Source organism: Siccirubricoccus deserti (assembly GCF_014283215.1).
Classification (GTDB): Bacteria; Pseudomonadota; Alphaproteobacteria; order Acetobacterales; family Acetobacteraceae; genus Siccirubricoccus; species Siccirubricoccus deserti.
Window position 1 is genome coordinate 223,139 of sequence record NZ_JACOMF010000004.1, and the last position, 20,578, is coordinate 243,716.

A 20,578-nucleotide genomic window follows, 5' to 3' on the forward strand; every position below is an offset into this window, starting at 1 on the left:
TCGGACCTTGCTCCCGTCAGGAGGTTCCAGACCATGAATGCTCTCGATTTCTCGCCCCTGTTCCGCACTGCAATCGGCTTCGACCGGTTGGCCCGTGTGCTGGAGACGGCGCGCACCTCCACCGAAAACCAGGGCTACCCCCCCTACAACATCGAGAAGACCGGTGAGGACACCTATGTCCTGACCATGGCTGTTGCCGGCTTCGGCGAGGCCGACCTCGATATCGTGGCGCGGGACAATGTCCTGACCATCACCGGCCGCGCCCCGCAGCCGGAGGAGGGCCGCAGCTTCCTGCACCGTGGAATCGCCGGCCGCGCCTTCGAGCGGCGCTTCGTTCTCGCCGACCATATCGTGGTCGATGGCGCCCAGCTCGAGAACGGGCTGTTGCAGCTCGGCCTCAAGCGGGTGGTGCCGGAAGCGCTGAAGCCGCGCCGGATCGAGGTGCAGAGCCGCCGGCCGGCGCTGGCGAACGATGCCCCGGCGCCGCAGGCGGACAACACCCAGGCGCCGCAGGCCGCGGCCGCCTGAGCTGAGCGATTGGTGCCCGGTCACGACGGGCGCCGACCCGGCCGGCGGGTCATCCCGCCGGCCTTTTTCTGCCTCCGTCAGCCAGCGCCGGGCGGCCGGCGGAACAGCGCATCCACCGCGCCCCGATGCGCCTCCCGCGTCGCAATCGCCGCTTCGGCCCGGGCGATCTCCGCCTGCAGCCGGGCGATGTAATCGCGCAATTCTGCCACACCCCAACTGTCCAGCACCGCGGGTGTGAAGCCGGTGACCGGCCGTGGGCGTTCCTCCTCGATCATGCGCATTCCTCCCTCACGCGCCAGGACGGGCAATTCCTTTTCCGTTGCGGGCTTTGACCCGGTCCGGCACCGCCTCTATATGCCACGCCATTGCCGCGGCGCGGCTGCCTGCCCCGCGCCTTCCGGAAGGTTCATTCCATGACCCAGCCTCTGATGCCGAAGGCCACCGCCGTGTGGCTGATCGAAAAGACTTCCCTGACCTTCGAGCAGGTTGCGGATTTCGTCGGCATGCACCCGCTCGAGGTACAGGCCATCGCCGACGGCGAGGTGGCTCAGGGCATCATTGGTTACGACCCGGTTCTCAACGGCCAGGTCACGCGCGAGGAGATCGCCCGCTGCGAGGCCGATCCGAACGCCCGGCTGCACCTCTCCACGACGGCCCTGCCGACGCCCAAGGCCCGCGGCAAGGGGGCCAAATATACCCCGGTTTCCAAGCGCAACGACCGGCCGGACGCCATCGCCTGGGTACTGCGGAACCATCCGCAGCTGACCGATGTGGCAATCGGCAAGCTGCTCGGCACCACCAAGGAAACGATCGCCAAGGTGCGCGACAGGACCCATTGGAACAGCGCCAACATCAAGCCGCGCGACCCGGTGATCCTTGGCCTCTGCAGTCAGTCCGACCTGAACGCGGCGCTGATCGCCGCCGGCGATCGCGCGCCGGATACCGCGCCCCCCCCGGCCTACCCGGACCCGGCCGAGGAGAACGCGGCCTGAAGCCAGGCGTGTCGGGTCAGTCGCTGCGGCGAAGCCGTTCGATCTCCTCCTTCAGTCGCAATTTTTCGAGTTTCAGCCGGGTGAGCATCGTCTCATCCGGTTTAGGCCGGGCATCCTCCTCGCCGATTTGCCGTTCAAGCACCGCGTGCCGTTGCTCAAGTGAGCGGAGCCTCGGACCTTCGTGCATGCGGCAACCTCCTTTGCAGTTGTATCGCTGGGCAGTTCTGGATTGGCATGGCCGTTGGCAGAGGGCGATGGCGCACTGTTGCGCCCGCGCCGGGGCATGGTAATGGCGGCCTCCATCGGATTGCACCCTTTCCTTCAGCGCCCGAGCCCCCGCCCCGATGCTCGATGATCGTGAATCCTTGCTGCGCCGCCTACACGAGATGCGGAGCGAGCATCGCGACCTGGACACCGTCATCGCCCGGCTGGAAGGCGCCCGATCGGATCAGCTGCAGTTGCAGCGGCTGAAGAAGCGCAAGCTGAAGCTGAAGGATGAGATCACCTGGCTGGAGAGCCGGCTTGTCCCTGACATCATCGCCTGAGTCCGGCCTGGCCACCCCCGTGGTCGGCATCATTATGGGCAGCCGCTCCGATTGGGAGACGATGCGCCATGCCGCCGAGACGCTGGAAAAGCTGGGCGTTCCGCATGAAACCCGGGTCGTCTCGGCCCACCGCACCCCGGCGCGGTTGGTGGAATACGCCAGCGGCGCCCGCGACCGCGGCCTCCGGGTGATCATTGCCGGGGCCGGCGGGGCGGCGCACCTGCCGGGCATGGCGGCGGCGATGACCCCGCTGCCGGTGCTCGGCGTGCCGGTGGAAAGCCATGCTCTGAAGGGCATGGACAGCCTGCTGTCGATCGTCCAGATGCCGGGCGGCGTACCGGTCGGGACACTGGCCATCGGCCGCGCCGGCGCTATCAACGCGGCACTGCTGGCGGCGGCGATCCTGGCACTCTCGGATCCCGCGCTGGCGCAGCGGCTGGATGAATGGCGGGTGGCGCAGACCGCTGGCGTGCCGGACGAGCCGGCATGAGCCAGGCCGCGGGCTCCTTCCCATTGCCGCCGGGCAGCACCATCGGCATCCTCGGCGGCGGCCAGCTCGGCCGGATGTCGGCGATGGCGGCGGCCCAGCTCGGCTACCGCTGCCACGTCTTCGCGCCGGACGCCGACAGCCCTGGCATGCAGGTGGCCGCCGCCGCCACCGTCGCGGCCTATGAGGATGCCGCCGCCCTGGCGCGCTTCGCCGCCGCGGTGGATGTGGTGACCTTCGAATTCGAGAATGTCCCGGCCGAGACCCTGGCGGCGCTGGAACCCCTCGCCCCCTGCCGCCCCGGCGTCGGGGTGCTTCGGGTCTGCCAGGACCGGCTGGCCGAGAAATCCTTCCTGGAACGCGCCGGGGTACCGGTTGCCTCCTGGCGCGGGGTCGAGTCGGAGGCCGGGCTGGCCGAGGCCATCGCCACCGTCGGCCTGCCGGCGGTGCTGAAGACCACCCGCCTCGGCTACGACGGCCGCGGCCAGGCGGTCGTCCGCACCCCGGCGGAAGCCGCCGAGGCTTTCGCCAGGCTGGCGCCGAAGCCGTTGATCCTGGAAGCCTTCGTGCCCTTCGTGGCGGAGCTCTCGGCGATCGTCGCCCGTGGCGCCGATGGCGCGGTCGCGGTCTATGACGCGGTGGAGAACCGTCATCGCAACCATATCCTCGATCTCAGCTTCGCCCCGGCGCGGGTGCCAGCGGCGGTAGCGGAACAGGCACGTGGCCATGCCGCTTCGGTGGCGACGGAACTCGGCCTGGTCGGCGTGCTGGCGCTGGAGCTCTTCCTGCTTGCGGACGGCAGGCTGCTGGGCAACGAGATCGCGCCGCGGCCGCACAACTCCGGCCACTGGACCATGGACGGCTGCGCCACCAGCCAGTTCGGCCAGCATATCCGCGCAGTCGCCGGGTTGCCTCTGGCATCGCCGGCTCGTCATCACGACGTGGTGATGAAGAACCTGGTCGGGACCGAGGGGCTGGCGCTATGGCCCGCGCTGCTGGCTGAACCGGATGTGGTGCCGCACCTCTACGGCAAGGCGGAGGCCCGGCCCGGCCGCAAGCTGGGTCATGCAAACCGGCTTTTTCCTTACGAATCGATGGCGACGCAGGACGAAGCGGAGCTTCTGTCCAGGCTGTGACGAATTTGCCATGACCGCCTGTGGCATCAGCGCCACATCGATCCGGATTTGGTCGTTCCCCGGGTGCCACGGATCGCTTCCGATGCTAGGTTGTAATCGATGCAGCGTTGCGACCCGACCTTGATGCGGTACGGCGCAGTGGCTGTCAGCCTCTATGAATCCGAGGAGAATGTGAGGATGAACCTCAAGAAGGCCCTTCTGGCCGCTACGGTGCTGGCGCTGCCGGTGGCCGCGCAGGCCCAGCCCGTCACGGGCCTCTACGTCGGCGCCGGCGCTGGCCTGAACTTCCACCAGGATTCCAACGACAGCGGCACCCGCGTGCGCTACGAGGATGTCGGCGGCGTCGGCCTGGCCTCCATCGGCTGGGGCTTCGGCAACGGTCTCCGCGCCGAGGTCGAGGGCAACTACCGCCAGAACGCGGTCGACCGCGTCACGGTCAGCGGCGTCCGCGCCGGCTCCAGCGGCTACCTCAACAACTACGGCGTGATGGTCAACGCGCTGTATGACTTCAACATGGGCGCCCTGTCCCCCTACGTCGGCGTCGGCGTCGGCTACGGCTGGGTCGAGGCGAAGAACGTCCGCCTCGCCGGTCCGGGTGGCGTGACGGGTCGGGTCGACGACACCGACAGCCAGTTCGCCTACCAGGGCATCGCCGGCGTGTCCTACAACCTCACCCGCATGGTGCCCGGCCTGGCGGCGACCGCCGAGTACCGCTTCTACGGCACGCTGGACCCTGAGTTCCGGGTGACCAGCAACATCGGCTCCACCACCGTGAAGCCGACCAACTACAACCACAGCGTGCTGATCGGCCTGCGCTACGCCTTCAACACCCCGGCCCCGGCGCCGGTCGTGGCCCCGGCCCCGGTTGCGCCGGAGCCCGCCATCGCCCGCACCTATCTGGTGTTCTTCGATTGGGATCGGGCCGACCTGACCGACCGCGCCCGGCAGATCGTCGCCGAGGCCGCCTCCGCCGCGCCGCGGGTGCAGTCCACCCGCATCGAAGTGGCCGGGCACGCCGACCGCTCCGGCACGCCGCAGTACAACCAGCGCCTGTCGCAGCGCCGCGCCGATGCGGTGGCGGCCGAGCTGGTCCGCCGCGGCGTTGCCCGCACCGCCATCACCGTCACCGCCTTCGGCGAGAGCCGCCCGCTGGTGCCGACCGCCGATGGCGTGCGCGAGCCGCAGAACCGCCGCGTCGAGATCGTTCTGCGCTAAGCCGCAGACCGACCTCTTCGCATTGACCGGAAAGGGGCGCCTCGCGGCGCCCCTTTTTGCGTCAAGGGTGCAGCGCATCACGTTCAGCACTGCCGCAGTCCGGACAGCAGCAGCGCCGGCCGCATCGCGGCGGCTTTGGCCCAACGGTGGTCATCAACGTTTCGCGCGCAGCGAACTCTCGATCCAGGGACGTCGGGCGGCCAAGCCCGCCGCCCTCGCAATCCAAAATTGCGACCGTAGGTTATGGCAACGGCAGGCAATTTAATGCTGCGCGACAAAATCACCCGCATTGCCGGCGCCGTGTACTGCACCTTACGCCGGCCGGCGCTGGACTCTGTGGCTTGGCGGCAACAGGCGGCAGCGATGCATCAGCCCCGGCGAACCCGGAGCGGCCAGCTTCATTGAGGTAGCGACCGCATACTGTTGGAGCACCGGTTTCCCGCTTCGCCCTGGCAGTTGCGTCGTTGCAACGGAGATGACCAATGAACTTTAAAAGGGCCCTGCTGGCTACAGCGCTGCTGTCGGTGCCGGCCCTGGCGAATGCCCAGCCAGTCACCGGCCTCTACATCGGCGCTGGCGCCGGCGTGAACTGGATCAACAATCCGGAACGGTGGGACATTTCCGGCAATACCGTCGCCGGTAACTTCGGGCTGCCGCCGGGCGTCCAGATCAACAATGCCGGCAAAGCCAATTTCGAGACTGGCTGGGCCGGCGTGGTCAGCATCGGCTGGGGCTTCGGCAATGGCGTCCGAGCGGAAGTCGAAGGCAATTACCGCAGCAACGAGGTCGACAGCATCCGCGGCTTCGGCCTGGCGCCGGTCGGTCGCACCGGCGGGTTCCAGCAAAGCTACGGCGTCATGGTGAACGCCTTCTATGACTTCGACTTCGCCAACTTCGGCCTGGGCCAGAGCATCTTCCAGCCTTATGTCGGCGCGGGCGTCGGCTATGTCTGGACCGATTTCCGCAACATGCGTGGCGTGAGCGCAGCCAACGGCCTGGTCTTCAACGCCAACGACACCGATGGGCAATTCGCCTATCAAGCCATTGCCGGCGTCGCCACCCCGCTCACCTGGCTTGGCATCACCGGCCTGACCCTGACCGCCGAATACCGGTTCATGGGCACCCTGCAGCCGGAGATCTTCACGACGGTCAGCAACCCTGCCACCGGCAACGCAGTGGCAGCCGGCACGATCGAGGTGGAGAAGTACAACCACTCGGTCATGCTTGGCCTGCGCTACGCGCTGTTCCAGCCGCCGGCGCCACCGCCGCCGGTCGCCCAGGCCCCGGCGGTTGCCCCGGCTCCGGCGCCGGCCCGGACCTACCTGGTGTTCTTTGACTGGGACCGTGCCGACCTGACCGCCCGTGCCCGCGAGATCATCGGCGAGGCGGCGACCAACTCGCGTCGGGTGCAGTCCACCCGCATCGAAGTGGCCGGCCACGCCGACCGTTCCGGCACGCCGCAGTACAACCAGCGCCTGTCACAGCGCCGCGCCGATGCGGTGGCCGGCGAGCTGGTGGCCCGCGGCATCAGCCGGAACGAGATCACCGTCACCGCCTTCGGCGAGAGCCGGCCGCTGGTGCCGACCGCCGATGGCGTGCGCGAGCCGCAGAACCGGCGTGTGGAGATCGTCCTGCGCTGAGCAGGACGCGTCGAAGCACTGCCGTGAAGGGGGGGCGCCGCAAGGCGCCCCCTGTTCAATTCGCATCCCGGCGCGCAACCTCGGAGCGGTCGCCAGAAGGACTTCGAGGCGCGTGGCGCAACGCGCCTGGGTCAGCCGCCAGCCATAGGTGCCGGGACGCCCCCGATCTGCCGGTGCAGCCCTCGGCGGCGCTGCGCCTGGCTCGGATTAGAGAACGTTGAACAGATAAAGCAGGATGATGATTGGAATGGGGAGACCGAGAAGCCAAAGCAGGATGCCGCGCATGGGTGCCTTCCGTTGCGTTTCGATCAGGACCGAACGCCGCCCGCCCCGTTACGTACCTAGGCTCCCGTGTTCGTGACAGCATTGTCCCGGCGGCGCACTTTGGCGGCACTGCTCGCGCTCGGCGGCTGCGCCAGCGACCCAACAGCGGATTACCTGTTCGGCATCGGCGATCCAGTGCGTGGCGCTGCGCTATACGCGCCGCGCAATCTCGGCGACACCAGCCGCTGGAACGGCCGTCCGGCCGAGGCTGCGGTGGCCGTTGAACAGCTCGAATTCCTGGCCAATGAGCTGGCCACCAGCCCGCGCTACGCGCCGGAGGTCAGCCCCTCGGTATTGCAGCAATTGCAGATGGCGCGGGCGGAGATGCGAGGCTTCCTCGGCATCGCCGACACCGCCGCGCCGCCGCTGGTCATCGAGGCGATGCGTCGCACCGCCGAGGCCTTGCGGCGTGGCAGCCGGGCGGCGGCGGAGGCGGCGCTCAGCGGCCAGGCCTTCACCGCCGGACCGACCGTGACCCTCGCCCGGCTCGGCGCCATGCCGCGACTGCCGCGTACATCCGAGGCAGCGGGGGCGGTGGCGGCCGAGCTCGACCGGCTCGATCGCCGCCGCTGATCCATCGCATTCACGCCAAAGGGCTGGTTCCTGATCGGCCCGAGCGCGCTTTTGCGTACCTTGTCAGATCGCGGGGCGCTTGCGGGTAACCTGAACCCGCAAGGGCCAGGCCGCGGCTGTCAGAAGGCAATCAACTGCCGCACCACATGGCCGCCCTTCAACCGGGCGAAGCCCTCGTTGATCTCCGCCAGCCTGAGCTGGCCGCTGATCAGGTGGTCGAGGTGCAGCCGCCCCTGCTGCCACAGGGTCAGCAGCCGCGGCATGTCGGTGCGGAAGTGGTTGGAGCCCATGGAGGAGCCCTGGATCCTCCGCTCGCGCAGGAAATCGTAGCCATGCAGCTCGATCTTGGTGCCGAAGGGGACCATGCCGATGATCGTCGCGGTGCCGCCCGGGCGCAGCATGGCGAAGCTCTGCTCGGCGGTCTTCTTCAGGCCCAGCGCCTCGAAGCTGTAGTGGACGCCGCCGCCGGTCAGCTCCCTTACCGCCAGCACCGGGTCGTCATTGCCGACCAGCACGGTGTCGGTGGCGCCCATGGTCTTCGCCAGTTCCAGCTTCTCCGGCAGGGTATCGAGGGCGATGATGCGGGAGGCGCCGGCCAGCGCCGCGCCGTTGATGGCGGACAGCCCGACGCCGCCGCAGCCGATGACCGCGACGGTCGAGCCCGCCTCGATCCGCGCTGTGTTGATCACCGCACCGACCCCGGTGATGACGCCGCAGCCGACCAGGGTGGCACGGTCCAGCGGCACCTCCGGGTCGATCCTCACCAGCGCATTCTCATGCACCAGCATCTGCTCGGCGAAGGCCGAGAGGTTGAGGAATTGGTGCATCACCTCGCCGTCCTTCCAGGACAGGCGGCGCGACTGGCCGGGCACCATCTTCACCTCGGTGTTCTCGCACAGCACCGTCCGGCCGGAGGTGCATTGCGCGCAGGCACCGCAGAACACCGACAGGCAGCCGATCACATGGTCGCCGGGCTTGAGGTAGGTGACATCGGCGCCGACCTGCTCGACCACCCCGGCGACCTCATGGCCAGGGACGGTGGGCATCGGGTGGGGGTAGAGCCCCTCGATGAAATGCAGGTCGCTGTGGCAGAGCCCGGCAAAGGCGGTGCGCACCAGCACCTCCCGCGCCTTGGGCTTCTGCAGCGTGACCTCTTCCACGGTCAGCGGCTGGTTGACCTCGTGCAGCACGGCGGCCTTCATGGCGGCTCTCCCCCCTCTTGTGTGTCGTCCGGCCGCGTTACGCGCCACAATCGGACCGGGTCCGGTGGAGCCTAGCACGGCGTCCCGGTATAGATTCCAGAACGGGATCAGACGGAGGAACACCATGGCACCCGAGCTGCTGCAGGAGCGCACCGAGGGCGTGCTGCTGCTGACGATGAACCGGCCCGAGGTGCTGAACGCGCTCGGCGGCCGGATGATGTGGGATTTGCTGGAAGCCCTGCAGGGTGCCGCGACCGACCCCGAGATCGGCTGCGTGGTGCTGACCGGGGCCGGGCGTGGCTTCTCGGCGGGCGGCGACATGAAGGCCCGGGCCAGCGGCGCCAAGCCGCCGCCGGTTACGCCCGAGGCTGGCGCCGATGAGCTGCGCAGCCGCATGGAATGCTCCCGCCTGCTGCATGAGATGCCGAAGCCGACCATCGCCATGCTGAACGGCGTCGCCGCCGGCGCCGGGATGTCGCTGGCGCTGGCCTGCGACATGCGCATCGCCGGCACCAGCGCGCGAATGACCACCGCCTTCGCCAACATGGGCTTCTCCGGCGATTTCGGCGGCCACTACTTCCTGGCCAAGCTGCTCGGCCCGGCCAAGGCGCGGGAGCTGTACTTCACCAGCGCCAAGCTGGATTGCGAGGCGCTGGAGAAGCTCGGCCTGGTCAACCGCGTGGTGCCCGACGCCGAGCTGCGGGAGGCGACCATGGCGCTCGCGACCCAGCTCGGCCGAGGCCCGCGCGTCGCCTGGCGCTACATGAAGCGCAACATGAAGGTGGCCGAGGAAGGCACGCTGGCCGAGGCGCTGGACGCCGAAGCGATCGGCATGATGCGCACCCGCGAGACCGAGGACCACAAGGAAGCCCTCCGCGCCTTCGTCGAGAAGCGCCCGCCGGTGTTCAAGGGGCGCTGAGCCGCTGCCCCTTACTGTATGATGCGTTCGGGATCGCCCGGCGGCCATCAGGCTGCCGGGCTCGCCGCCGGCCCGGACGGCGGATCAGCTTGCCGTGCCGGTCAGGCGTCCATGTTCCAGCAATCGACGTCCCACTTCCACGCATCGCCCTCCCGCTTCCAGAGAACGACATATTTCAGCGATACGGGCGCGGCGCCCGGGGCAGTGAAGATCTCGGCGCGGCCGACTTCCGCGGCACGGTCTCCGGTCACGGTCAGCTCCAGCGAATGCAGCTTCGCCCCCGTCACGCCCAGCCCGGCGACGGCCGAACTCCAGTATTCCCGGATGCCTGCCAAGCCGGTGATCGCCGGGACACCGGGCGACAGCAGCCGGGCATTGGCGGTGTAGACCTGGTCCAGGGCGCCGAACTCGCGGCGGGCAATGACCGCCTCCTCGAAGATGCGATTGGTCCTGCCGAATGCCTCGTTGGACATGTGCGCCTCCATCCTGCCGTTGCAGGTTTGCACCGGCAGGATGGGCCGCGGCATCACACCCGGGTGACGTCGCTCAGAACCGCAGCGGCACCGCCTGCACCACCAGCGGCAGGGCGCGGACCTCGGCCAGCACCGGCTCGGGGATCGGCCCGTCCAGCGAGACCAGGCAAATGGCATCACCGCCCTGCGCCGCGCGGCCCAGGTGGAAGGTGGCGATGTTGATGCCGGCATTCGCCAGCACCATGCCGAAGCGGCCGATGAAGCCTGGCCGGTCGTGGTTGGTGACGTAGAGCATGTCGGCGGCGAAATCCGCCTCCACCGCAATGCCCTTGATCTCGACAAGACGCGGCTTGGCCTCGCCCACCAGCGTGCCGGCGACGCTGCGTTCGTAGCGGTCGGTCACCACCGTGACCCGCAGCAGGCTGGCGTAGTCGCCGCGGCGCTCGTGTACGGTCTCGGCCACCGAGATGCCGCGCTCCTTCGCCACCACTGGGGCGTTGACCATGTTGACGGCGCCGAGCAGCGGGCCGAGCACGCCGGCCAGCCCCGCCGCGGTCAGCGGCCGGCGGTTCAGCTCGGCGACATGGCCCTCGTATTCGACCCGGATCGCCTTCAGCGCGCCATCCTGCGCCTGGGTCAGCTGCCCGGCCATGGCGCCCAGCAGCCGCGCCAGCTCCATGTAGGGCTTGAGGCGCGGCGCCTCCTCGGCGGTCACGCTCGGCATGTTGATGGCGTTGGAGACCGCGCCGCTCAGCAGGTAGTCGGCCATCTGGTCGGCGACCTGCAGCGCCACATTCTCCTGCGCCTCGGCCGTCGCGGCGCCAAGGTGCGGGGTGCAGACCACGTTCTCCAGCGTGAACAACGGGCTGTCGGTCGCCGGCTCGGTTTCGAACACGTCGAGCGCGGCGCCGGCGACGTGGCCGGATTTCAGCGCGTCATACAGCGCCGCTTCATCCACCAGCCCGCCGCGGGCGCAGTTGATGATGCGGACGCCCTTCTTCAGCTTCGCCAGATTGGCACGGCTGAGGATGTTGCGGGTCTGGTCGGTCAGCGGCGTGTGCAGGGTGATGAAATCGGCCCGCTCCAGCAGCTCGTTCAGCTCGACCTTCTCGACGCCCAGCTCGACCGCGCGCTTCTCCGACAGGAAGGGGTCAAAGGCGACGACCTTCATGTGCAGCCCGACCGCGCGATCGGCGACGATGGAGCCGATGTTGCCGCAGCCGATCAGCCCGAGCGTCTTGCCGAACAGCTCGACGCCCATGAAGCGGTTCTTCTCCCACTTCCCGGCCTTGGTGCTGGCGCTGGCCTCCGGCAACTGCCGGGCCAGCGCGAACATCATGGCGATCGCATGCTCGGCGGTGGTGATGGCGTTGCCGTAGGGGGTGTTCATCACCACCACGCCGCGGGCGGTGGCGCTGGTGACATCCACATTGTCGACGCCGATGCCGGCGCGGCCGACCACCTTCAGATTCGGCGCCGCCTCCATCAGCTCGCGGGTGACCTTGGTGGCGCTGCGCACCGCGAGGCCGTCAAAGGGGCCGATGATGGCGCGCAGCTCGGCCGGGGAGAGGCCGGGGCGGAACTCCACCTCTATGCCGCGGCGGCGGAAGATCTCAACCGCGGCGGGGGAGAGCTTGTCGGAGATGAGGACCTTCGGCATCACGCGGCCACCTTCGCGGCTTCGGCTTCAACCTGGGCGAAGGCCCAGTCCAGCCAGGGCAGCAGCGCCTGGATGTCGGCGGTCTCCACCGTGGCGCCGCCCCAGATGCGAAGGCCGGGCGGGGCATCGCGATAGGCACCGGCGTCGAGGGCGACGCCCTCCTTCTCCAGCAGCGTGGCGAGTTTCTTGGCTGTCGCGGACTGCGCCTCGGCGTCCAGCACCTGGAACCAGGGTGCGACGATCTTCAGGCAGATCGAAGTGCAGGAGCGCGTGGCCGGATCCTCGGCGAGGAAATCCACCCAGGGCGTCTTCGCCACCCAGCCGGCGATGGCGGCAAGGTTGGCTTCCGACCGCGCGATCAGCCTTTTGAGGCCGCCGACGCTCTCGGCCCAGCGCAGCCCGTCCACCGCATCCTCCACCGCGAGCATGGAGGGGGTGTTGATCGTCTCCCCCTTGAAGATGCCCTCGTTGAGGCGGCCAGCCTTGGTCATGCGGAAGATCTTCGGCATCGGCCAGGATGGGGTGTAGCTCTCCAACCGGGCGACGGCCCGCGGCGACAGCGCCAGCATGCCATGCGCCGCCTCGCCGCCCAGCACCTTCTGCCAGGACCAGGTGACGACATCGAGCTTGTGCCAGGGCAGGTCCATGGCGAAGGCGGCGCTGGTGGCATCGCAGATCGCCAGCCCCTCGCGCGCATCCGGGATGAAATCGGCGTTCGGCAGGCGGACGCCGCTGGTGGTGCCGTTCCAGACGAAGACCAGGTCGCGCGTGCCATCGGCCGCCAGCGCCGGCAGCCTTCCGTAGGGCGCCTCGATCAGCCGGACATCCGCCAGCTTCAATTGCTTCAGGATGTCGGTCGCCCAATCCTTGGAGAAGCTCTCCCAGGCCAGCACGTCGACGCCGCGGGCGCCGAGCAGGGACCACAGCGCCATCTCCACCGCGCCGGTATCGGAGGCGGGGACGATGCCGAGCCGCCAGCCTTCGGGCAGGCCGAGCAGCGCCTTGCTGCGCTCGATCACCTCGGCGAGCCGGGCCTTGGGGTCCTTGGCGCGATGGCTACGGCCGAGGAAGGCGCCCGAGAGCGCATCCAGCGTCCAACCGGGACGCTTGGCACAGGGGCCGGAGGAGAATTTCGGATTGGCCGGACGCAGGTCCGGCTTGGTGGCGATCGCCATATGCGGCTCCCTTCCAGAAGCGAATGCGCCCCGGTGGGGGGGCGTGGCCCGGGGCGGGAGGTACGCCTCGGCCGGCGATGACGCAAGCGTTCCGTGCGACCGGAGGCCCGCTGCCGGCTCAGGCCAGCAATGACAGCAGCGGGCTGCTGGCGCCGCCGCCCTCATTGGCCTTGGCCATGACGTAGCGCTGGGCGATCTGCTGCAATTTCCTCGGGTCGTTCAGATCCGCCAGCTTGAGCCGGGCGGTGATGGCCCGTGCCTGGGTTTCGACCGATTGCACCGCCATGGCATCCGGCAGCCCGAGCGCCTTGGTCACCACCCGGCGCATCACCGAGTTGCCGAGGATATTGTAGACGTCCGTCGCGCCCGGGGCATTCTTAATGAAATAGAGCGCGTCGGAGAGGCCAGCGTTCTTCTCGTCCAGCCCGCGCTGATACTGGTACTGCAGGTAGCCCTCGGTCAGCGTCTTCTGGAAGGCCGGGTCCTTCAGCGCATCCAGCCCCTTGGTGCGCAGGTCGAGCGAGGTGGCCGCCGCCTTGAAGCGGCTGTCGAGTTTGGCGAGCAGCCCCTTGCTGTCGGCCGGATCGGCCATCAACGCCTTCTGCACCAGCCCGGGATACTGCAACTGGTCGCTCAGCCCGAGCGAGGGCAGCAGCACGGCCAGGATGCGCGGATCGCGCAGCGCCGAGTTCACATCCTTGGCCTTGTCCAGCGCCTTCTGGAATTGCTGGAGCGCGGTGATGGTGACGGGATCCTTGCGCTCCGCGGCGACACCCCGGGCCTCGGCATCCTTCGCCTGCGCCGCCTTCAGCGCCAGCACGGCGGAGGCGGCATCGCCGGTGGTGGCCGCAGCCGGCGTCCCGCCGAACAGGCTGGATAGCAGGGCCGCGCTCAACGCCATGGCGGCGATGCTGTCAGGGGAGGTGACGACGGGCGCATTCGGGGTGCCGGGCATCCACGGGAGGACCGTCGGAGCATGGTCCCAACCTGCTGAAGCCTCGGTTAACGCACGGCAGCGGGCCGGGAAGGCGCCCCCTTCCCGGCCCGCCCCGTTGCGTCACCCGCGCGGACGACGGCGCGCGCCGGTGCCGCGACTGCTGGAGGCAGCACGCCCGCCCTTGGCTGCCGCGGGAGTGCGGCCTGCCGCGCCCTTCGAGGCGCCGCGCTTCGTCGCCGCGCCGTTGGCGCGCTTGGCAGCCGCACCGGCCGCAGGCTTCGTTGCCGCGCCAGTGGCGCGCTTCGCCGCCGTGCCAGTGGCACGCTTCGCCGTCGTGCCGGTCGCGCGCTTCGCCGCCGTGCCGGTCGCACGCTTCGTAGCCGTGCCAGTGGCACGCTTCGCCGTCGTGCCAGTGGTACGCTTCGCCGTCGTGCCGGTCGCGCGCTTCGTAGCCGTGCCGGTCGCGCGCTTCGAGGCGCCGCTGGCCCGCCCGCCCTTGGCGGCCGCCGCGGTGCGCCCGGCGGCTCCCTTGGCGGTGGAACGCCGCGTCGCCGCCGCTCCGGTGGCGCGCTTCGCGGTCGCGGCAGTGCCGCGCTTCGCCGTCGTGCCAGTGGCACGCTTCGCCGTCGTGCCAGTGGCACGCTTCGTCGCCGTGCCGGTCGCGCGCTTCGAGGCGCCGCTGGCCCGCCCACCCTTGGCGGCCGCCGCGGTGCGCCCGGCGGCTCCCTTGGCGGTGGAACGCCGCGTCGTTGCCGTCCCCGCCCGCTTGGCCGTGCCGGCGCTGGCCCGACCGCCCTTGGCCGCCGCCGCGGTGCGCCCGGCGGCACCGGTTGCCCGCTTGGCGGGGGTCCGGGCGGCGCCGGCAGCGGTGCGGGTCGTACGCTTCGCCGCGCCAGCCCGCGCCGCGCTCTTCGCGCCGGTGCCGCGGGTCGCGGATGCCTTGCGTGCCGCGCCGGCGCCACCGGCCTCGCGGCCGGCCTCGGCCTGCGCCGAACGTGTCGCGGTGCGGCGGGTCGGCTTGCGGACGGCTGCCGGGGTGCCGCCCTCCTCGGCCGTGGAACTGGTGCGGCGGCTGCGACGCGGCGCCGCCTCCGTCTCCGCACCATCCGCACGACGGCGCGGCGCGGCGCGGCGGCGCTTCGGCGCCGGCTCTGCCGGCATCTCGGAAGCCGGCGCCTCGGACCCGGCCTGCGGACCGTTCTCCTCGCCTTCGGCGGGCTGCGTGTCGTTGTCCTGCATCATGGCCTCCTGTTGCTGGGGGTCGTGCCCCCAATTCATCAGCGAGTAGCGCCAACGCGTCGCCGCGATGTCGCCCTCCGGTCGCTGCGCCAGATGGCGACGGATGTAGCCCACCACCACGCGCAGGAAGTCCTCCTCCGCCTCGCCGCCTTCGAGGATCTCGAGGATGCGGCGGCCGGATTGGTGGCCCACCGCCTCATCCTCGCCTGTCGGGGTGAAGCCGACGGAGCGGCTTTCCTCGGTCTCCAGCCAGCGCCGCAACTCGGCGGCGGGGATGTTCACCAGGGCGCGGAAATCCGCGGCGATGCCCTGCGGCTCGTCCTGTTCCATGCGATCCCTCTGCTCCCTTGCCTTTGGGTGCCGCGCCGCTGCGGCCTTTGCCGCGACATCGGGCGGCTGGGCGGAGAACTGCCGCCCGGCGGCCTTGTCGCGCCGCTTGGCGGCGGTGCTCCGGTGTATTCCTCCTTGGCCGGCGCCTCGCACGCGGCGCGTGGGAGGTAGCGCTTACCGATCTCGCCCGATGCCTTGCCGGAGCGCGTGCCCCACGCCTCCCGCGCCCAGCGGTCGAGGTGATTGCCAGGGGCTTTCGGCCCGGCATAGCCACCGCCGCGTCGCTGGTATTCCGGCGGCGAGTTGCGCCTTGCGGGCGGAGCACTGGCCGGGCGCACCGCCGTTGTCCGCGCGGTGACCTGCGCCTTCACCGCTTCCCAAAGTGCGGGGTTGGTCTTCCGCGCAGTGCCTGGCATGTGCGCTGTGCCCCTCCCTGCAGGTCGTGTTGAATCTCGCAACGTCACGCCACGGCAAGCGTTCCCGCGCGCCGCATCGCGCGGCGCATTTCACCGCCGATTGCGCGCGACATGTGACCAGAGGGCTCAGCGCGTCGCGGTCAGGCGCAACCGCGCATCCAGCGACTCGCCCGGCAGCAGCATCGTCATCGGTCCGAAGGTGGCGAGCGCCGGGCGGTTCGGCGCATCCGGCAGATGACTCACCGGCTCGATGCAGAGCACCTTGCCGCCGGCTGGGGCGAAGAGCTGGAGGTTGTGCGCCCAGGCGCCGCTGGCTTCGATTCGCAGCGCGCAATCGGGCCGGATGATCGTCGCCACGCCATCCCAGCCGGCGAAATGCGTGTCCAGCCCCTCATAGGCGGCCTCGTCGCCATCGATGCCGGCCGTGGGCTGCGCCGCCACCGGCAGGGTCCGCGCGTCGCGGGCGAACAGCGTCGTGGCGTGCAGGTGCAGCCGCGTCCCCGGCGGCCGCAGGAAGAAGGGGTGCCAGCCGAGACCGAAGGGAAACGGCTGCGCGCCGTCATTCACCAGCCGCAGCGCGAGCGTCGCCGCGCCGCCGGCCAGCTGCAATTCGAGTCGTGTGGTGAAACGCCAGGGGATGCCGAGCGGTGCGGTATCCATCGCCTGGGTCAGCACCACATGCGCCGGCGTCGCCTGTTCCACCTGCCAGTGCGCATCGCGCACCAGGCCATGGATGGCGGTGCCATCGGCCGGGCGGTTCACCGGCAGGTGGTAGGTGGTGCCGGCAACCGGCAGCATCCCGCCATCCAGGCGATTGGCCCAGGGCGCCATGGTGAAGGCGCCACAGAAGCTGGTATTGGGGTCGGCACCAGCGGGCAGCGGCATCAGCAGGTCGATCCCGCGCCAGGTGAGCGCGGCGAAGGCGCCGCCCTGCGCCGGCAACAGCGCCGCCGACCATTCACCGGCTTCCAGCGCGACTCGGTCAGCCGCCATCGATCAATCGAGCGCGAAAGCATCGCGCGGCGAGGGCGCGCTGCGGGAATACCCGATGCTGGCGTAGCCGCCGCCCTGGTAGCGTTCCTCGACCGGATCGCCCGAGACAATGTGGCCGACCTCCGCCCGATATGCCTCGGCGCTGTCCTGCGGCTGCCAGCCGATGCGGTCGCGGTGGTCCTTGCCCCAAAAACTGGCCGGGTTGTCGGAACACGCCCAGATGACGCAATGCCCGCTGCGCGGCGCCAGCACCGCCGCGGTCGCCAGCCTGATCAGGTCGCCGAAAGACAGCCAGGTGGAGAGCATTCGCGCATTCACCGGCTTCGGGAAGCAGGAGCCGATCCGGCAGTTGACGTTCTCGACGCCATGCTTGTCCCAATACGTGCGGCCCATCAACTCGCCATAGGCCTTGGACAGGCCGTAATAGCCATCCGGGCGCAAGGCGCAATCGACGTCGAGCTTCGGAGCATTGCCCTGCGGTCCAGAGGCGTCCGGCCGCTCGTGGAATCCGATCGCGTGGTTCGAGGAGGCGAACAGGACCCGTGCGCCCTCTCGCCGGGCCGCCTCATACACATGATACAGGCCGCGCAGGTTGGGCCCGAGCACGGTCTCGAAGGGCTGCTCCACGCTGATGCCGCCGAAATGCAGGATGGCTCCGCACCCTTCCGCCTGGCGCAGCAGCGCGACGCCGTCATTGAGGTCCGCCTGCACGAAGCGGGCGCGCGGCGGCAGCGGGTCCGGGAAGGGGGCGATGTCGGTCAGCCGCAGGGTCCAGCCCTGTGCTGCCAACCCCTGCGCCAGCACCCTGCCGAGATTGCCGGAAGCACCGGTGAGCAGGACGGGTTTCTGCGGGTGGGCCATGGTGCGGACACCTCTTGCCGGGACGTAGGGCGGCATTCTGCGGCGGCGTGGCGGCCGATGCCACCGCGGCGCGACGCCCCGGCCACATCGGCCGGGCAGCGTGGCCGCCGTGCCGCCCCGGCGACGCCGGCGCGAGCGGCCGCGGGGCAAGGCCCGCCGAGGGGTGTTTCCTCCCCGATGGGGTTTGCTCTAGCGTCAGGCGGTGCGCGACACCCCGGACGTCATCCCCCCTCGCCCCGGCTTCACGCAGCGCGAGGTGCGTACCATCGTCCTCGGGCTGACCCTGGCGCTGTTCCTGTCGAGTCTCGATCAGACCATCGTGGCGACGGCGCTCTCCTCCATCGCCGGAGATCTCGGCGGCTGGGATCTGATGCCCTGGGTGGTCTCGGCCTATCTCATCGCCTCCACGGTGACGACGCCGATCTACGGGCGGCTGTCCGACCTCTATGGCAGGAGACCGGTGCTGCTGGTCTCGGTGACGGTCTTCGTGGTCGGCGCGGTGCTCTCGGCGCTGGCGCCGACCATGCTGGCACTGATCGCGGCACGGGTGGTGCAGGGGCTCGGCGGCGGCGGGCTCAGGGCCATCGCCCTGGCCGTGGTCGGCGACATCCTGCCGCCGCGGGAACGCGGCAAGGTGCAGGGCTACCTCTCCGCGACCTTCGCCACCGCCAACATCATCGGCCCGGTGCTGGGCGGGCTGTTCGTCGAGTACCTGTCCTGGCACTGGATCTTCTGGGTGAACCTGCCGCTCGGCGCCGCGGCGTTCGCCGCGACGTATTTCCAGCTGCGCAGGCTGCCGCTGCCGGGCAAGCGGCCGAAGATCGACTGGCTGGGGGCGGCGCTGATCGTGTTGTCCTGCACGCCGATGCTGCTCGGCATCACCTTCGTCCAGCGCGCCGGCTCCTGGCTGGCGCCGGAGGCGCTGCTGTGCTTCGGGCTGGGGCTGGCCTTCCTGGTGGCGCTGATCCTGCAGGAGAGGGTCGCATCGCAGCCGATGCTGCCGCTGCACCTCTTCGCCAACCGGATCTTCACCGCCGCCATCTGCATCACCGCCCTGGCATCGATGGTGATGATGGCGCTGGTGATCCTGGTGCCGCTGCACTACCAGCTGGTCGGCGGGCTTTCCGCCAAGGATGCCGGCCTCCGGATGATAGCGATGACGCTCGGCAACGTCATCGGCAGCTTCCTGGCCGGCCAGGCGGTAAGCGCGACCGGGCGCTACCGCTTCCTATCCCTGCTCGGCAGCAGCGTCGCGGTGGGGATGTGCCTGGTCATCGCCTGGCTCGGCCTCGGCCATTCACTGGTGCAGGACAGCGTGGTGACGCTGCTGCTGGGGCTGTCCTTCGGCTGCCAATTCTCGCCCATCACCATCACCATCCAGAATGCGCTGGAGCCGCGGGACGGCGGCATCGGCATCGCCTGCATGATGTTCTTCCGGCTGATGGGCGGCGCCTTCGGGGTGGCCTTCCTTTCCTCCCTGCTGCTCGGCGCGCTGCCGGCCGGGGCGACCGGCGCGGCGGCGGAGCCGGCCTTCGCCATGGTGTTCGAGGCGGCGGCGGTGGTCGCCGGGCTGTCGCTGCTGGCCGGGCTGGCGCTGAAGGAGATTCCGTTGCGCGGGCGGGATTAGATCGCCCGCAGGAACCGGCCGCTGATCGCTCTCGATCGGCGCCTCGGCACGCCTTCCGCGGCGAATCACAGGCGCTCCTGCCTTCAGCGTACCGGCTGGGGCAGATACGACCCTCCGCCTTCACCGCGACAACCTGATAGCACCGCCTGCGAGGGCGATGCTCCCTCCCGTAGGCGCTACGCCGCCGTGACCCGCGCGCCGCTCGGCGGGCGGAAGGCCGGAATCACCCGCTCGGCGAAGAGCTGCAGGCTGCGGGTAATCTTCGCGGCGCCGTAATAGGGCGGGTAGTGCAGCAGCAGGCTGGTCATGCCGGTCTTCGCCTGCAGCGCCCGCAGCTTGGCGATGATGGTCTCGGCTGAGCCATGCAGCAGGGTGGTCTCCAGCAGATCCTCGTAGCGCAGCTCCTGTCCTTTCTCCGAGACGCTGCCGAGATAGCCGCCGGTGCCGCTGCCGCCGAAATGCGTGATGTGACGAAGGATGTGCTCCTCGGTGTCGGCGCGCGCCGCGGCGTCGGTCTCCGCCACATAGACGTAGCGGGCGATGTCCACATCGCCAGCCGCCGGGTTGGTGCGGAGCTGCGCCGGCGCCTCGGCCAGGGCAGCGCGGTAGATGGCGATCTGCCGCGCCAGGGTCTCGGCCGAGGGCAGGGTCGAGAGCATCAGCCCGAAGCCGTGGCGCCCGGCATAGCCGATGGAGCGGTCGGTGCCGCCGGCCATGTAGAGCGGCGGATGCGGCGCCTGCACCGGCACCGGCAGCATCTCATACGGACCTTCGACGGTGCCGCGGTAATGCCTGCCTTCATGGGTCCAGCGGCGGCGGTGGAAGGCCTCGAACATCAGCCCGACGGCTTCCTCCACCTGGTCGCGCCGGCTGTCGAAATCGCGGCCAAGCCCGGTGAACTCATAAGGCCGGTAGCCCGAGCCGATGCCGAGCCGCAGCCGTCCGTTCGAGAGCACGTCGACGAAGGAGGCATTCTCCACCACCCGGATCGGGTCGTAGAGCGGCAGGGTGATGACCCCGGCTGCCAACTGATGCGTGAGGTACGGGCCGCGAGATAGGCCAGGTAGGCGAAGCAATCCGGCATGATGCCGTAGCCGGTGGAGAAATGATGCTCGGCGATCCAGGCGGTGTCGAAGCCAAGCCGTTCCGCCGCCTCGACCTCTGCCGTGGTGCGGGCGTGCACGCCGTGATGGGGGTAGGGCTCTTCCTGCGGATTGGGGTGGGAGGTGAAGAGGACGCCGAATTCCATGACCATTTCCCCGGACGCTTTTGTCCGGCAGTCTAGATCAGGTCATTCGTCCGTCCA

The 20,578-nt window shown here is 69.7% G+C and carries 20 protein-coding genes and 1 pseudogene; 10 read left to right on the forward strand and 11 right to left on the reverse strand.

From position 1 onward, the window contains the following. Positions 1-33: 33 nt before the first annotated feature. The gene (locus H7965_RS05780; protein ID WP_186769591.1) at positions 34-528 is read left to right on the forward strand and encodes an Hsp20 family protein; all 495 of its coding nucleotides are present in this window, start codon (positions 34-36) and stop codon (positions 526-528) included. A 77-nt stretch (positions 529-605) separates the two neighbouring features. On the opposite strand, the gene H7965_RS05785 is transcribed toward H7965_RS05780, so the two are convergent. Beyond that, on the reverse strand, positions 606-803 hold the full coding sequence (locus H7965_RS05785; RefSeq protein ID WP_186769592.1) for a DUF1192 family protein: 198 nt from the start codon (positions 801-803) through the stop codon (positions 606-608). A gap of 138 nt (positions 804-941) precedes the next feature. Between H7965_RS05785 and H7965_RS05790 the strand changes: the two genes are divergently transcribed. Further along, positions 942-1,520 carry a DUF1013 domain-containing protein gene (locus H7965_RS05790; protein ID WP_186769593.1) on the forward strand — a complete coding sequence of 193 codons (579 nt, stop codon included), beginning with the start codon at positions 942-944 and terminating at the stop codon, positions 1,518-1,520. Between the two features lie 16 nt (positions 1,521-1,536). On the opposite strand, the gene H7965_RS05795 is transcribed toward H7965_RS05790, so the two are convergent. Further along, positions 1,537-1,707 carry a YdcH family protein gene (locus H7965_RS05795; RefSeq protein ID WP_186769594.1) on the reverse strand — a complete coding sequence of 57 codons (171 nt, stop codon included), beginning with the start codon at positions 1,705-1,707 and terminating at the stop codon, positions 1,537-1,539. Between the two features lie 157 nt (positions 1,708-1,864). Here H7965_RS05795 and H7965_RS05800 point away from each other — a divergent pair, with 157 nt between their 5' ends. The 6 genes from H7965_RS05800 to H7965_RS05825 all read left to right on the forward strand — a co-directional run bounded on the left by H7965_RS05800 (position 1,865) and on the right by H7965_RS05825 (position 7,440). After that, positions 1,865-2,065: a YdcH family protein gene (locus tag H7965_RS05800; protein ID WP_186769595.1), complete on the forward strand. Its 201-nt coding sequence runs from the start codon at positions 1,865-1,867 to the stop codon at positions 2,063-2,065. A 34-nt stretch (positions 2,066-2,099) separates the two neighbouring features. Then, positions 2,100-2,555, forward strand: coding sequence for a 5-(carboxyamino)imidazole ribonucleotide mutase (gene purE, locus H7965_RS05805; protein ID WP_229682480.1), 456 nt, complete (start codon positions 2,100-2,102; stop codon positions 2,553-2,555). Beyond that, positions 2,552-3,688 (forward strand): 5-(carboxyamino)imidazole ribonucleotide synthase, encoded by a 1,137-nt coding sequence (locus tag H7965_RS05810; protein ID WP_186769597.1) that lies wholly within the window; start codon positions 2,552-2,554, stop codon positions 3,686-3,688. The genes purE and H7965_RS05810 overlap by 4 nt, the downstream gene beginning before the upstream one ends. A 177-nt stretch (positions 3,689-3,865) precedes the next feature. Further along, positions 3,866-4,903: an OmpA family protein gene (locus H7965_RS05815; protein ID WP_186769598.1), complete on the forward strand. Its 1,038-nt coding sequence runs from the start codon at positions 3,866-3,868 to the stop codon at positions 4,901-4,903. A 482-nt stretch (positions 4,904-5,385) separates the two neighbouring features. Next, positions 5,386-6,543, forward strand: a complete 1,158-nt coding sequence (locus H7965_RS05820; protein WP_186769599.1) for an OmpA family protein — start codon at positions 5,386-5,388, stop codon at positions 6,541-6,543. A gap of 357 nt (positions 6,544-6,900) precedes the next feature. Further along, the gene (locus H7965_RS05825; protein WP_186769600.1) at positions 6,901-7,440 is read left to right on the forward strand and encodes a hypothetical protein; all 540 of its coding nucleotides are present in this window, start codon (positions 6,901-6,903) and stop codon (positions 7,438-7,440) included. 119 nt (positions 7,441-7,559) lie between these two features. Here H7965_RS05825 and H7965_RS05830 read toward each other — a convergent pair whose 3' ends face one another. Beyond that, complete coding sequence (locus tag H7965_RS05830; protein ID WP_186769601.1) at positions 7,560-8,642, reverse strand: Zn-dependent alcohol dehydrogenase; 1,083 nt, start codon at positions 8,640-8,642, stop codon at positions 7,560-7,562. Between the two features lie 124 nt (positions 8,643-8,766). Here H7965_RS05830 and H7965_RS05835 point away from each other — a divergent pair, with 124 nt between their 5' ends. Beyond that, positions 8,767-9,561, forward strand: a complete 795-nt coding sequence (locus H7965_RS05835; protein WP_186769602.1) for an enoyl-CoA hydratase — start codon at positions 8,767-8,769, stop codon at positions 9,559-9,561. A 101-nt stretch (positions 9,562-9,662) separates the two neighbouring features. Here the strand turns inward: H7965_RS05835 and H7965_RS05840 are convergent, their stop codons facing one another. From H7965_RS05840 to H7965_RS05870, 7 genes are all read right to left on the reverse strand, one after another. Further along, entirely contained in the window at positions 9,663-10,034 is a 372-nt protein-coding gene (locus H7965_RS05840; RefSeq protein WP_186769603.1) for a YybH family protein, read from the reverse strand. Between the two features lie 73 nt (positions 10,035-10,107). Then, entirely contained in the window at positions 10,108-11,694 is a 1,587-nt protein-coding gene (gene serA / locus H7965_RS05845) for a phosphoglycerate dehydrogenase (RefSeq protein ID WP_186769604.1), read from the reverse strand. Continuing rightward, entirely contained in the window at positions 11,694-12,869 is a 1,176-nt protein-coding gene (locus H7965_RS05850; RefSeq protein ID WP_186769605.1) for a phosphoserine transaminase, read from the reverse strand. Before H7965_RS05850 ends, serA begins: the two co-directional genes overlap by 1 nt. A gap of 118 nt (positions 12,870-12,987) precedes the next feature. After that, positions 12,988-13,824 carry a DUF1217 domain-containing protein gene (locus tag H7965_RS05855; protein WP_186769606.1) on the reverse strand — a complete coding sequence of 279 codons (837 nt, stop codon included), beginning with the start codon at positions 13,822-13,824 and terminating at the stop codon, positions 12,988-12,990. 102 nt (positions 13,825-13,926) lie between these two features. Further along, positions 13,927-15,375, reverse strand: coding sequence for a DUF3140 domain-containing protein (locus H7965_RS05860; RefSeq protein WP_186769607.1), 1,449 nt, complete (start codon positions 15,373-15,375; stop codon positions 13,927-13,929). 542 nt (positions 15,376-15,917) lie between these two features. Then, positions 15,918-16,784, reverse strand: coding sequence for an aldose epimerase family protein (locus tag H7965_RS05865; protein WP_186769608.1), 867 nt, complete (start codon positions 16,782-16,784; stop codon positions 15,918-15,920). A 3-nt stretch (positions 16,785-16,787) separates the two neighbouring features. After that, positions 16,788-17,645, reverse strand: a complete 858-nt coding sequence (locus H7965_RS05870; RefSeq protein ID WP_186769609.1) for an NAD-dependent epimerase/dehydratase family protein — start codon at positions 17,643-17,645, stop codon at positions 16,788-16,790. A gap of 202 nt (positions 17,646-17,847) precedes the next feature. Here H7965_RS05870 and H7965_RS05875 point away from each other — a divergent pair, with 202 nt between their 5' ends. After that, positions 17,848-19,272: an MDR family MFS transporter gene (locus H7965_RS05875; RefSeq protein ID WP_186769610.1), complete on the forward strand. Its 1,425-nt coding sequence runs from the start codon at positions 17,848-17,850 to the stop codon at positions 19,270-19,272. A 176-nt stretch (positions 19,273-19,448) separates the two neighbouring features. Here the strand turns inward: H7965_RS05875 and H7965_RS05880 are convergent. After that, a pseudogene (locus tag H7965_RS05880) lies at positions 19,449-20,527 on the reverse strand (LLM class flavin-dependent oxidoreductase). Between the last annotated feature and the right edge of the window lie 51 nt (positions 20,528-20,578).